The sequence below is a fragment of the Myxococcus sp. CA033 genome, from assembly GCF_013336625.1.
Taxonomy (GTDB): Bacteria; Myxococcota; Myxococcia; order Myxococcales; family Myxococcaceae; genus Myxococcus; species Myxococcus llanfairpwllgwyngyllgogerychwyrndrobwllllantysiliogogogochensis.
In genome coordinates this window covers 915,532-928,376 of record NZ_JABUMU010000002.1, presented here as the reverse complement: position 1 = coordinate 928,376, position 12,845 = coordinate 915,532, and the positions used below count along the sequence as shown (strand labels likewise).

Genomic DNA, 12,845 nt, shown 5'->3' with positions numbered 1-12,845 from the left:
TCAAGTCCCCACGCGTGTCATTTCACCGGAAGCCGTGCGCGTTTCACGCGATTCGCGCGCTTCTCCCTGTCCGTCCAGCCCTGAGCCTCGGTTAATCTCCTCGACTCCATGCCGCTGACTCCCTCTGAGCGCCAGGACAGGTTCCATGCGGCGTTCGTGGGGCTCGCCATTGGGGATGCGCTCGGCTTTCCGCTGCGCGGAATCCCCCCCGCGAGTCTCGCGCGGCTGCCGGGGCTCGCCGAGGACTTCGCGCCCAGGCCGCGCGGCAAGTTCGCCAAGGGCCAGTTCAGCGACGACACGCAGTTGCTGCTGGCGGCGGCGGAGAGCGTCATCCGCGAGGGCCGCGTGGACGGGCGCAGCGCGGCGGCGCACCTGGCGTGGCTGTGGCAGGAGGGCATCATCCTCCAGCCGCCTCGCAGCCTCGCGGAGTCGCTCCAGCGGCTCTCCAGCGGCACGCCGTGGATGAGCGCGGGCGCGCCCCTGGGCACGCGTTGCCCGTCGGTGCTCAGCCGCTCGCTGGTGGTGGGCCTGCTGGAGAGCGGTCAGCGCGCGCGGCTGCCGCACGACGCGGGCGTGCTCACCGTCATCACCCACAAGGACCCGGTCTGCGCCGCCGCCGCCGCCGCCTTCGCGCAGGCGGCCGCGCTGGGCATGGAGGAGGAGCCGCTGACGCCCGCGGCCTTCTGCGAGCAGCTGTCGCTGACGGCGGCCGTGCATGACAAGGGGCTGGCCGAGGAAGTGCGGCACCTGCCCCGGCTCCTGACGTGGGACACCACGCGCGCGTTGACGCAGCTGCGCAAGGTGGGCGTGCCTCCCAGTGAGCTGAAGGGCGTGGACGGGCTGCCCTCGCACGTGGTGCCCGTGCTGCTGACGTCGCTGTACGCCGCGCTGAAGGTGCCCCACGACTTCCGCGAGGCGGTGGCGCTGGTGCTGCGCTGCGGTGGAGAAGCGGACGTCGCGGCGGCGCTGACGGGCGCGTTGCTGGGCGCGCACCTGGGCACGCGCGCGCTCCCCGCGCGGCTGCGCAAGCAGGTGCTGTACGTGGACAACCTGGTGGACACCGCGGACCGACTGTTCCGGGCCCATCAGGTCCGCGAGACGCTGGCCACGGCCCTGGCCCACCAGCGTCGCCGTTAGCCCATCGACACGCTCCAGGCAGGCGACCAGGCGGGCCGGCCCTGTACTTCCAGGCGGGCTTTGCGCGCTCGTCCGCCCTGCCCACCTTGTCCGGAGGAGTGGGGCCAGGTGCCGGCCGAGCGGACGGGCGCGCACCCGGGAGTCCCCCTCCTCAGAGCGCGGGAGACGTGAGCCGTGGACCTCGAATCGGAACGCCTGGAGCGCAGCCAACTGGAGTCGCTCTCCACGGCGGAGCTCATCCGGCATGCCCTGGCGGAGACACGCCTGTTGGTGCGCGCCGAGGTGCTGCACGCCAAGAAGGAGCTTCGCGACGAGCTGAAGGCCGCGCGCACCGCGGGCATCCTCATTGGCGCGGGAGCCGTGCTCGCCCTCACGTCCCTGGCCGTGCTCTTCGTGGCGCTGGGCCTGGCCCTGCCCCTGCGCGCCGCCCTGGGCGTGTTGCTGGTGGGTGTGGTGTTGCTCGCCATCGCCGGAGGCATGCTCTTCCTGGGCAGCAAGCGCGTGCCCAAGAAGCCGCTGACCCACACCCAGGAGCGCTTGAAGCTCGACTACCAGCTCACGCGGGAGACGCTGCAATGAATGGCAACGGCCGAGGGGGCAACGAGCTGGTGGAGCGTCAGCGCCACGTCGACCACCGCATCACCCGTGGCATGGATGACCGCGAGCAGGTGGAGCAGACGGCGGACCGCATCCGGGATGAGCTCCTGCTGACGTTGGAGGAGCTGGACCGGCGGCGCGGGCGCGCCCTCGACGTCCGCTATCAGGTGAAGCAGCACACCGGCGCGCTGGTGGCCGCGGGCGCCGTGGCCATGGTGCTGGTGGGCGCGGGCGTGGGCCTGGCCATCTACCGCTCCCGCCACCGGGGGGAAGTGCTGCGCAAGAAGCGCCGGAAGGCGCTCCAGCGGGCATGGGCGCACCCGGACCAGCTGGCCTCCAGCGCGGACCAACGCCCGGTGGGCGCCGAGCTGGGCCGCAAGCTCATCCTCATCTTCGCCACCACCCTGGCCACCGCCGTGGCGAAGAACTCCGTGAAGACGCTCGTGCCCGCCCGTCAGGCTCCGAGCCCCGCTTCGCTGGAGAAGTAGAATCTCTAAATGCGCGACAATTGTGCATAACGTATTCTGATGTTCATGACGGACCTGCTCTATGCGCGGGCGCAGATGGGCCTGTCGCTCGCGTTCCACATCGTGTTCGCGGCGGCGGGCGTGGCGTTGCCAGTCCTCATGGTGCTGAGTGACTGGAAGGCGCGGCGCACCGGAGACTCCGACTACCGGAAGCTGAGCCAGAAGCTGGCGAAGGGGACGGCCATCCTCTTCGCGGTGGGCGCGGTGAGTGGCACGGTGTTGTCGTTCGAACTGGGCCTGCTGTGGCCGGAGTTCATGGGCCAGTACGGCGAGGTGATTGGGCTGCCCTTCAGCCTGGAGGGTGTGGCCTTCTTCACCGAGGCCATCTTCCTGGGCATCTATCTGTACGGTCGCGAGCGGGTGTCGCCAGGGCTGCACCTGTTCTCCGGTGTCATGGTGGCGGTGAGTGGCGCGGCCAGCGCGTTCTTCGTCACGCTGGTCAACGTGTTCATGAATGACCCGTCGGGCTTCGTGGCCACGCCGCATGGGCCCACGGATATCGAACCGCTGAAGGCGATGTTCAGTCCGGGCTGGCTCACCCAGACGTCGCACGTGCTGCTCTCCTGCTATCAGGCGAGCGCGTTCGCGATGGCGGGCATCCACGCCTTCGTGCTCCTGCGCCATCCAGGCTCGGCCTTCCATCGCAAGGCGCTGTCGGTGGCGCTGCCGCTCGCGTGTGTCACCGCGCTGCTCCAGCCCGTCGTGGGCGACTTGTCCGCCAAGCACGTGGCGAAGGCGCAGCCGGTGAAGCTCGCGGCGATGGAGGGGCAGTTCGAGACGGAGCGCGGCGCGCCGTTGCGCCTGGGCGGGCTGCCCGACGTGGAGACGGGCACTGTCTCCCACGCGTTGGACATCCCCAACGGCCTGTCCATCCTCGCGTTTGGCGACCCCAACGCGGAGGTGAAGGGGCTCAACGAGTTCCCACGCGACACGTGGCCGCCGGTGGCGAAGGTACACGTCGCCTTCCAGGTGATGGTGGGCACGGGCAGCGCCATGGCGTTGCTGGCGCTGGTGACGCTTGCGTATCGGTGGCGGAGGAAGGCGTGGCCGTCGGGTCGGAAGATGATGTGGGCGTGGCTGGTGTCGGGGCCGCTCGGGCTGGTGGCGTTGGAGGCGGGGTGGCTCGTCACCGAGTGGGGGCGGCAGCCGTGGATTGTCCGGGGCGTCATGCGCACGGCGGACGCGGTGACACCGGTGCCTCATCTGGCCGCGCCGTTCTGGACGTTCACCGTCGTGTACGTGTTCCTGGGCGTGGTGGTGGTGGCGCTGTTGAAGCGGCAGGTGGCGGACACGCTGCCGGACCGCGAGCCGAAGGGCCCTGACGCGAAGGGAGGCGAGGCCCATGTCCACTGACGCGGTGCTGGGCTTCGTGTTGGCGGGGACGTTCGTGCTCTACGCGTTGTTTGGGGGCGCGGACTTCGGCGGCGGGGTGTGGGACCTCTTGTCCTTCGGGCCGCGCAAGGCGGAGCAGCGGGCGCTCATCGCTCACGCCATGGGCCCGGTGTGGGAGGTGAATCACATCTGGCTCATTGTCGGTGTGGTGTTGTTGTTCGCGGGGTTTCCTCGCGCCTTCGCGGCGCTGAGCGTGGCGCTGCATGTACCGCTGACATTGCTGCTGCTGGGCATCGTCTTCCGGGGCGCGGCCTTCACCTTCCGCACGTACGACATGCGGGGCGACGCCGCGCAGCGGCAGTGGGGTCTGGTGTTCAGCGCGGCGAGCATTGTCGCGCCGTTGCTGCTGGGCATGTGCGTGGGCGCGGTGGCGAGCGGCTCCATCCGCGTGGAGGGCAGGGTGGTGGTGAGCGGCTTCTTCGCGTCGTGGCTGTCGCCCTTCGCGTGGGCGGTGGGGGTGCTGGCGCTGGCGCTCTTCGCCTTCCTGGCGGCGGTGTTCCTCACCCACGAGGCGTCTGGAGCGGAGCTGCGTGAGGACTTCAGGAAGCGCGCGCTCGGGGCGGGGGTGGCCGTGTTCGTCGCGGCGGTGGCCGTGTTGCTGCTCGCGCGCGAGGGAGCGCCCCGGGTGTGGGAGGGGTTGTCGCGCTCACCCTTCGCGCTGGCGTTGCATGCGGCGACGGGGGTGGCGGCGGTGACGGCCTTCGCCTTGTTGTGGACGCGTCGCTTCCAGTGGGCGCGGCTGGCGGCGGCATTCCAGGCCGGGCTCATCGTCCTGGGCTGGGCCGCGTCCCAGTATCCCTATCTGGTGGTGCCGGACGTGACGCTGCAGGGCGCGGCGGCGAGCCCCGCGACGCAGCGTCTGCTGCTCATCGCGCTCGGGGTGGGAGCGCTCACGGTGATTCCGTCCATCGCGCTCCTGTTCCGCGTGTTCCGCCCCAGGCCCGAGGGCTCGGCCACGACGGACACTCACGGCTGATGTGTCCAGGGCGGAGACACTCCGCCGGATGTGACGCCGTGAGACAGAAAAATCCTGTCTCAATGGAGCACGGGCTTGTAACGCCATGGGGGCGGTTTCTTGCGTGGCGCCCGCATTTTTGGGTGTCGCGGTTCTGTCCGCTTTGGCGTGGGTAAATGGACTTGTGTGTCTGCCTTTGCTTGGCGTGTGTGACGCCCCGAGTCGTTTTCCAGGCAGCTCGAATCTTTGATTCCCGAGAGGACGCACCCCGCAGGGGTAGATGTAGGAATGCGTTTTTTCTCACGCAAGGAGTTGCATCCGTCGCGTTGATAAATGCAAGACAGTGAGAAGCACCGCTTCTTCCTGACGTGGAGGTCGCCGATATGGCTGTCATCCGACGCGCGGTCTTGCTGCTGTGCTTCATTGCGCTCCTGCTCCCGGGGATGTCTCACGCCGATGAGTCGTTCGTGAACTGGGAGGACCCCCACGTTCACCCGCTGGAGCTGACCCCTGATGGCAATTTGCTGCTGGCGGTGAACACCGCCGACAACCGGCTGATGGTGTTCGATGTGACGTCGAGGCGGGGGCTGGAGCTGGTGGCCTCCATCCCCGTGGGACTGGACCCCGTGTCGGTGCGGGCTCGGAGCAATACCGAGGCGTGGGTGGTGAACCACATCTCCGACAGCGTGAGCATCGTCGACCTGCGACGCGGCACCGTGACGGCCACCGTCTATACGGATGACGAGCCCGCGGACGTCGTCTTCGCGGGACGCCCGGAGCGGGCCTTCATCACCTGCTCCCAGGTCAACCGCGTGCTGGTGGTGGACCCGCGTCGTCCGGACGCGACGCCCCGGCGCATCACCCTGAAGGGCGAGGATCCGCGTGCGCTCGCGGTGAGCCCCGACGGCCGCTTCGTCTACGCGGCCATCTTCGAGTCCGGCAATGGCAGCACCATCCTCGGCGGTGGCTCGCTGATTCCGAACGCCTACCCGCCCAACGCCGTGAGCGACGCGCGCGGGCCCTATGGCGGTATCAACCCGCCGCCCAACGCGGGCTCCACCTTCTTCCCCGCGCTCAACCCCGCCAACCCGCCGCCTCCGCCCGTGGGCCTCATCGTGCGCAAGAACACGCGAGGCCAGTGGCTGGACGACAACCGCGCGGACTGGACGGACCTGGTGAGCGGGGCGAATGCCGCCGCCTCCGGTCGCCTCACGGGCTGGGACATGCCGGACCGCGACCTGGCCATCATCGACGCGGCGTCACTCGACGTCAGCTACGCCACGCGGCTGATGAACGCGAACATGGCGCTGGCCGTGCACCCCTCCGGCTCCGTCACGGTGGTGGGCACCGACGCGCGCAACGAGGTGCGCTTCGAGCCGAACGTCAACGGGCGCTTCCTGCGCGTGCTGATGGCGGTGGTGGACCCTCGCCGGCCGACGTCGCCCTCGGTTCATGACCTCAACCCGCACCTCGATTACTCCACGCCCACGGTGCCCCAGTCCGTGCGGAACCTGTCGGTGGGAGACCCGCGCGGCATCGCCTGGAACTCGCGCGGCACGCGGGCCTTCGTGACGGGCATGGGCTCCAACAACGTGGTGGCCGTGGGCCTGGGTGGCGCGCGGCTGGGACAGGTGGAGGTGGGCGAGGGGCCCACGGGCATCGTGTCCGACGACTCGCGCGACAGGCTCTACGTGCTCAACCGCTTCGGCGCGAGCATCTCCGTGCTGAGCACGGATCGGCTGAAGGAGCTGTCACGGGTGGAGTTCTTCGACCCGACGCCCCAGGCCCTCAAGGTGGGCCGCAAGCACCTGTACGACACGCACAAGACGTCGGGCCTGGGCCATGTGTCGTGCGCGTCGTGCCACATCGACGGGCGCATGGACCGGCTGGGCTGGGACTTGGGAGACCCGACGGGCGCGGTGAAGTCGCTGGCCGGGCAGAACCTGGGCATGGGCCTGCCGCTGCCGCCCTTCGAGGCGTGGCACCCGATGAAGGGCCCCATGACGACGCAGACGCTCCAGGACATCATCGGCAAGGAGCCGCTGCACTGGCGCGGAGACCGGGCGAGCCTGGAGGAGTTCAACCCCGCCTTCGAGGGCCTCCAGGGTGACGATGCCCAGCTCACGCCTCGGGAGATGAAGGAGCTGCGCTCGTTCCTCGCGACGCTCACCTTCCCGCCCAACCCGTTTCGCAACCTGGACAACTCGCTGCCCCGGAACCTGCCGCTGACGGGCCACTACACGACGGGCCGCTTCGCGCCGGCCGGTCAGCCGCTGCCCAATGGCGACGCGACGCGGGGCATGGCGCTGTTCCGTCCGCCGCGCCTGCTCGCGCAGGGCCTCTTCGCGTGCAACACCTGCCACACCTTCCCGTCGGGCCTCGCCGTCGACATGCAGTGGACCGGCGCCATGTGGATGCCCATGCAGAAGGGCGCCACGGGCGAGTCGCACCACGCGCTCGTGTCCACGGACGGCAGCACCAACGTCACGCTCAAGGTGCCGCAGCTGCGCAACGTCTACGAGAAGGTGGGCATGGAGCTGACGCAGAAGGAGAGCCTGTCCGGCTTCGCCTTCATCCATGACGGCAGCGTGGACTCGCTGGCGCGCTTCATCACCGAGCCGACCTTCAATCCGGAGAGCGACCAGGAGGTGGCGGACCTCGTCGCGCTGCTGCTGTCCTTCGCGGGCTCGGAGCTGCCGCGCGGCTCGGCCACGGACATGTTCCTGCCGCCGGGGCCGGACAGCAAGGACTCGCACGCGGCGGTGGGGCAGCAGGTGACCCTGACGACGGCCACGCCCTCCGAGTTCGCCCGGGTGCTGCAGTTCATGTCCCTGGCGGAGCAGGGCAAGGTGGGGCTGGTGGTGAAGGGGCGCCGACATGGCGAGGAGCGCGGCTTCGCCTATCTCGGCGGCGGTGTGTTCCAGTCGGACCGGGCCTCGGAGAAGGTGGGGGCGTATCTGCTGCTGGCGGGTGCGCGGCCCGGCGCGGAGCTGACGTACACCGTGGTGCCCGCGGGCTCCGAGCGGCGCATCGGCGTGGACCGGGACGAGGACGGCATGCTGGACCGGGACGAACTGGACCGGGGTCGCAGGCCGGACCGGGCGAATGATGGCCGACGGTTCGTCGAAGGCGAGGGGGCGGGTCAGAGTGGCCCGCTTGCGACGGCGGATTTGTAACCCGTATCGTCTCGCGCGGGGGGCTGCTCGTCAGCCCATACGGTCCTTGGAGGCGTGAGCATGAAGCTGAAAGTCGCGTATTGGGTTGTCACCGGACTGGTCTCCCTGTCGGCCACGGTCTCTGCCTTCCTGTATCTGACCGCTGCGCCGAACATGGTCGCGGCGTTCGAGCACCTGGGCTACCCGGACTACTTCCGGACCATGCTGGGCATCGCGAAGCTGCTGGGCGTGGTGGCGCTGTGGGCCCCCGGGTCTCGCACGTTGCGCGAGTGGGCCTATGCGGGCTTCGCCATCGACTTCGTGGCGGCGGCGGTGTCCCACACGGCGATGGGGGACCCGCTGGGCAACACCATCTCGCCCCTCGTCACCCTGGCGTTGCTGCTCACCTCGCACCAGCTCTGGCACCGCATCTCCGCCGGAGTCGAGGCGGCTCCGGCGGTGCATCCCGCGGGGGCGTGACGTCCCTTGGAAGATGCGAGCGCGGCGGTGGCGTCGCCGCCGCGCTGGTAGCACTCAGGGCGTGGTGGGCCAGATGACGCGAGGCTCCTCGTCGCCTTTGGCCACGAGCACGCTGACGTCATCCACCATGTCTTCCGAGTCGAGGGCTTGCAGCACGGTGCGGACCGCCGCGTCGGCGTGCATCACCTGGCAGTGGACGCGCAGGAAGCCGTCGCGCAGCTCGCCGCCTTCCACCTCGCCGTTGCCCGTCCAGCCGAGGGCATCCGTGAGGAGCTCCTCGATGGCGACGCGCTTCTCCACGTCGTGCCCCGTGCCCTTGCCCTCGATGGGGTACTGGACGATGAGCGTGGCCATGGCGTCGAGCTCGGGCTCGTCATAGTCCTGCTCGATGAGCGGGCCGGCGGCGTCGGCGATGGCGAAGTCGGGGTCCTCTTCCGGGGGGAGGGGCGTGTCCTTCTGTTCGCCCACTTCGCCCACGGTGCCCCAGTGCGTGGTGAGCACGCCCTCATGCACCCAGACCTCCCAGAAACGGAGGCTGTCGCCTTCCTTTTTGTAAAGCTTCAGCACGGAATACCCCAGGGGAGGGCCCTCCATAGCATGGCGTCCGGCTGGCGCCATCCAGGGTGCTGGCCCGCCGTGTCCTGGGCCCGTTCAGAAGGCGCGGCCCTGTCCGCCGTCCACGGGGAGCGTGGCCCCCGTCACCCAGCGAGCGCGCTCCGAGCAGAGGAAGGTCACCACGTCCGCCACCTCCTCGGGCGAGCCGAAGCGACCCCAGGGCAGCTCGTCCTTCACCATCTTCGCGACCTTCTCCGGGTCGGCCTTCTGGCGTTTGTCCCAGCTTCCCCCGGGGAAGAGGATGGAGCCGGGCGCCACGCCGTTGACGCGGATGTGGTGGCGCGCGAGGTCCACGGCCATCTCCTTGGTGAGCGCGGTGAGGCCCGCCTTGGCGGTGGTGTAGGGCGCGCTGGTGGCGTACTCGCGGCCGTAGATGGAGTTGATGTGGATGATGGTGCCGCCGCCCTTCGCGCGCATGACCTCCACGGCGCGCTGGCTGCACCACACGGCGGACATGAGGTTTCGGTCGAGCACGGCGGTCCACTGTTCCGCCGTGGCCGAGTCGAAGGCGCCCGCGCCCCCGCTGCCGCCCACGTTGTTGACGAGGATGTCCAGCGTGCCGAACGCGCGCACCGCCGCGTCCACCGCCGCCACGGCGCCCGCCAGGGTGGCCACGTCCGCGACGACGGTGGCGACGTCCGCGCCCGCCGCGCGCAGCTCCTTCGCGGCGGCGTCCAGTGCCTCCGCGCCCCGTGCGCTGAGACACACCCGTGCGCCCTCGCGAGCCAGCGCCGCCACCGTGGCCCGTCCAATGCCTCGGCTGCTGCCGGTGACGAGGGCCGCCTTGCCTTTGAGCTCCAGTTCCATGGAGCCGGGTTCTACTTCAGGTCACCCGGGAGCCAACGCCGTCCGCGCGACACCTGACGCCTGTTTCACACGGCGGCTCCCGCGCCGGTTGTGGGGGCTACCGTGGGTTGACGGGGCGCGGGGTGAGCGCCTGGATGGCAAGCCACTCGACGGCGTCTTCCCACAGGGTGTCGCGGAAGTTCTCCCGGAAGAAGCCGAAGTGGCCGATGGCCTGGCCCACGTCCTTCGGTGTCAGCCGGCGGTGCTCCACCAGCGCGTCCGCGTAGAACGACAGCAGGTGCTCCACGGAGGCCTTCGAGGCGATGGGGTCGTCCGAGAAGCTGTAGGCCCGCAGCGGCAGGTACAGCGACGCGAAGGCCTCGCGGCGTGCCTCACCCCCTTCGCTGAGCAGGTAGTCCGGGGACAGGCACCAGCGCGCCCACTGCGCGGCCACGCCCGCGGGCAGGTCCTCCGCCGTCCCCGCCCAGCCCGGCAGCTTGCCGAAGGCCCGAGTCAGCACGGGCGTGAGCACGCGCCAGTTGAGCGCCATGCGCAGTCGCTGGGGGAAGAGCTTGTAGTAGCCGGAGCCCGTCGCCACGTTCAACAGCGCGGACACCTCGCGAGCGTTCTCCGCCAGCCCGAGCAACTGGCCACCCACGCTGTGGCCCACCATCAGCAGGCGTCGCCCCGGGAAGCGCTCGCGCATCGCGGCGATGGCGCCCGCGAGGTCCTGGCTTCCCCAGTCCTCCATGCGCGCGCCGAAGCCCGTGAGGGTGTCTGGGCGTGAGCCGCCAATGCCCCGGTAGTCGAAGGTGACGGTGGGAAAGCCCCGGCGCGCGAGGAAGGACGCGAAGCGCGAGTAGTACCGCTGACGCGCTCCCGTGGCCCCGGCCAGCAGCACCACCGCGCCGACCTCCGCGCCTTCGTGGGGGAAGAGGGTTGCGGCCAGCGGGTAGCCGTCCTGGGCCTTGAGTCGAAAGGGGACGCCCGGGCTCGTGCCCTGGGTGACCGCCGTCAGTCTGTCCTCCTGGGGGATGCTCCGCACCGAGGGGACCGTGTCTTGCTCCAGCGCCGTCGCATGTGACATGGACATCGCGTTCTCCTGTCGTTCGCGCGGGGCCGCCAAGGGAGCCGCCGCTTCCAGGGTCCGAGATAGCGCCGGAAGTGCTGCGGGAATGCAGGGCTTTGCTGCACCATTGCAGGCATGGATATGCGATGGGACGACCTGCGCTACCTCCTCTCCGTGGCACGCCAGGGCTCGCTCGCCGGGGCGGCCCGGGAGTTGCGGGTGGACGCCACCACGGTGGGACGGCGGCTGGCGGCGCTGGAGAAGGCGCTCGGCACGCGGCTGGTGCTGCGAGGCTCGCGCACGTTGGGGCTCACGGAGGACGCCGAGGCGGTGGTGGCGCGGGCGCGGGAGATGGAGGACGCGCTCCGCCTGCTTCACGACTCCGTCTCCGATGAAGCGAAGGCCGAGGGCACCGTCCGACTCGCGGCCACCGAGTATCTGGCCCAGGCCCTGCTCGCCGCGCACCTGGGCGAGCTTCATGCGCGCCACCCTGGCCTGAACCTGGAGCTGGTGGTGGGCACCGACGTGGTGGACCTCCAGCGAGGCGACGCGGACCTGGCGCTGCGGTTGATACCGCCCCGAGGCGATGCGCTGGTGGTGCGCAAGGTCGGCGAGATTGCCTTCGCCATGTACGCGTCGCGCGGCTACCTGCGCCGCCGGGGCGCACCTCGGCCCGGGGACTTTCGCGAGCACACCGTGCTCGTCTACCGGATGGCCCTCACGTCTGGAGAGGAGTCCGAGGAGTTGAAGCGGGTCACAGCGGGGGGACGGCGATTGCTCCAGAGCAACAGCACCGCGGTGTTGCGCGAGGCCGCGGCGGCGGGGCTGGGCGTCGCGCTGCTGCCGTGTCTCTCGGGCGAGCGGGACGCTCGGTTGACGCGCGTGGGCGCGGGAGTCCTGGCGAAGCGGCCCTTGTGGCTGACGTTCCACAAGGACTTGCAGCGCAGCCCGCGTGTGCGCGCGGTTTCGGATTGGGTGGCGGAGGTGTGTCGGCGAGAGAAGGCGGGGCTCGCGGGGACACAGGTGGCAACGCGATAGTCGCCTCGCTCGTTTCAGCGCCGGGCCGACTCCAGGACGCGTGCGTCGCGCGGGGAGTTGTCGCGGCGTCCGTCGGGGACGGCTCTGGAGCGTCCTCTCCCAGCAGGAGGCGCAGGTGCCCTTTATCACGGTGGACGAACTCGCGAGCGCCGACGGCGGGCGAGGCACCGTGAGTCGCATCACCCGCGCGAAGACGCTCGCACGGTGTCGGCCCAGTCCTTCGGAGTCACCTTGCGGAAGCGCACGGGAGAGCTGCCCACCTCGCGGCGGAAGGTGTTGATGAAGTTCGAGAGGTCTCCGAAGCCCACGTCGAAGGCGATGTCCGTCACGGGCCGCTCGGTATCGCGGAGCAGCTCCAGCGCGCGTCGCACGCGGGTCTGCAGCAGGAAGCGATGGGGCGTCACACCCGTCTCGCGCTTGAACACGCGGAGGAAGTGATACGGGCTCAAGCCGGCCACGCGCGCCAGTTCCTCCAGTCGAAGCTCGCGCGCGGAGTCGTGCTCAATCGCATGCAGGGCGGCGTAGACGCTGTCCCGAGCAGCACGGTTGTCGCGAGTCGCCTCGGGCTTGGGCGCGCGGCCGAGCAGCGCTCCGACATGCGCCGCGAGCGCGAGCCCCAACTCCTCCAGGCCCAGGGATGCGCCATGAGCGGCGAGCTGTTTCTCGGCGAGGTGTCGGAGCGCTTCGACACGTGACGAGGGCGGAAGCACTGACCGCGTGAAGTACTGGCGAGGCGCACCGCGAGGAGGACTCCCCACCAGCTCCTCGAGCGCGGCCTCGTCGAAGCGGAAGATGATGCAGCGGTCTCCCCCGGCGTGCTCGTGCGAGATTTCATACTGCTGCCCGGGGTTGGCGAGCATCGCGAAGCCGGTGGTGAGCAGCCTGGGCCCGTGCTCGCTCCGGAAGCCGAACACTCCCGAGCGCACCAGCGAGATGGAGGTGTGGGTGAACTGCTCCGGTTCGACTGGGGCACCCTTCGACGCGGGGCAGTGATACGCGAAGACGCGCACCAGTCCGGCGTGCGCCACTTCCCGACGTGGGGGAGAGGGTGGCGTGGGGAGTCCCGTCGAACGACTCATGCCGCGAGCCTAGGT

General features: G+C 70.0%; 12 protein-coding genes. 8 read left to right on the top strand and 4 right to left on the bottom strand.

All coding sequences use genetic code 11. From position 1 onward, the window contains the following. The first annotated feature begins 108 nt into the window (after positions 1-108). The 7 genes from HUA78_RS09610 (at position 109) to HUA78_RS09580 (ending at position 8,243) form a co-directional block, all read left to right on the top strand. The gene (locus HUA78_RS09610) at positions 109-1,137 is read left to right on the top strand and encodes an ADP-ribosylglycohydrolase family protein (protein WP_141643358.1); all 1,029 of its coding nucleotides are present in this window, start codon (positions 109-111) and stop codon (positions 1,135-1,137) included. A 174-nt stretch (positions 1,138-1,311) separates the two neighbouring features. Continuing rightward, positions 1,312-1,716 carry a phage holin family protein gene (locus HUA78_RS09605; protein ID WP_141643359.1) on the top strand — a complete coding sequence of 135 codons (405 nt, stop codon included), beginning with the start codon at positions 1,312-1,314 and terminating at the stop codon, positions 1,714-1,716. Beyond that, on the top strand, positions 1,713-2,222 hold the full coding sequence (locus HUA78_RS09600; protein ID WP_174460753.1) for a hypothetical protein: 510 nt from the start codon (positions 1,713-1,715) through the stop codon (positions 2,220-2,222). Before HUA78_RS09605 ends, HUA78_RS09600 begins: the two co-directional genes overlap by 4 nt. Positions 2,223-2,267: 45 nt before the next feature. Further along, complete coding sequence (locus HUA78_RS09595; RefSeq protein ID WP_305794045.1) at positions 2,268-3,614, top strand: cytochrome ubiquinol oxidase subunit I; 1,347 nt, start codon at positions 2,268-2,270, stop codon at positions 3,612-3,614. Beyond that, a complete protein-coding gene (locus HUA78_RS09590) occupies positions 3,604-4,629 on the top strand; it encodes a cytochrome d ubiquinol oxidase subunit II (RefSeq protein ID WP_174460755.1) in 1,026 nt (341 codons plus the stop codon). Before HUA78_RS09595 ends, HUA78_RS09590 begins: the two co-directional genes overlap by 11 nt. Before the next feature lie 362 nt (positions 4,630-4,991). Beyond that, positions 4,992-7,784: a beta-propeller fold lactonase family protein gene (locus HUA78_RS09585; RefSeq protein WP_174453963.1), complete on the top strand. Its 2,793-nt coding sequence runs from the start codon at positions 4,992-4,994 to the stop codon at positions 7,782-7,784. A 60-nt stretch (positions 7,785-7,844) separates the two neighbouring features. Continuing rightward, positions 7,845-8,243: a DoxX family protein gene (locus HUA78_RS09580; protein WP_174453964.1), complete on the top strand. Its 399-nt coding sequence runs from the start codon at positions 7,845-7,847 to the stop codon at positions 8,241-8,243. A gap of 54 nt (positions 8,244-8,297) precedes the next feature. On the opposite strand, the gene HUA78_RS09575 is transcribed toward HUA78_RS09580, so the two are convergent. The 3 genes from HUA78_RS09575 to HUA78_RS09565 all read right to left on the bottom strand — a co-directional run bounded on the left by HUA78_RS09575 (position 8,298) and on the right by HUA78_RS09565 (position 10,737). Continuing rightward, positions 8,298-8,810, bottom strand: a complete 513-nt coding sequence (locus tag HUA78_RS09575; protein WP_174464844.1) for a hypothetical protein — start codon at positions 8,808-8,810, stop codon at positions 8,298-8,300. A gap of 84 nt (positions 8,811-8,894) precedes the next feature. Further along, positions 8,895-9,665 carry an SDR family NAD(P)-dependent oxidoreductase gene (locus tag HUA78_RS09570; RefSeq protein ID WP_174476118.1) on the bottom strand — a complete coding sequence of 257 codons (771 nt, stop codon included), beginning with the start codon at positions 9,663-9,665 and terminating at the stop codon, positions 8,895-8,897. A gap of 97 nt (positions 9,666-9,762) precedes the next feature. After that, positions 9,763-10,737, bottom strand: coding sequence for an alpha/beta fold hydrolase (locus HUA78_RS09565; RefSeq protein WP_174453966.1), 975 nt, complete (start codon positions 10,735-10,737; stop codon positions 9,763-9,765). Positions 10,738-10,848: 111 nt separating this feature from the next. Here HUA78_RS09565 and HUA78_RS09560 point away from each other — a divergent pair, with 111 nt between their 5' ends. After that, the gene (locus HUA78_RS09560) at positions 10,849-11,751 is read left to right on the top strand and encodes a LysR family transcriptional regulator (protein ID WP_174476117.1); all 903 of its coding nucleotides are present in this window, start codon (positions 10,849-10,851) and stop codon (positions 11,749-11,751) included. A 179-nt stretch (positions 11,752-11,930) separates the two neighbouring features. Here the strand turns inward: HUA78_RS09560 and HUA78_RS09555 are convergent, their stop codons facing one another. Then, a complete protein-coding gene (locus tag HUA78_RS09555) occupies positions 11,931-12,830 on the bottom strand; it encodes a helix-turn-helix transcriptional regulator (RefSeq protein WP_174464843.1) in 900 nt (299 codons plus the stop codon). Positions 12,831-12,845: the final 15 nt, after the last annotated feature.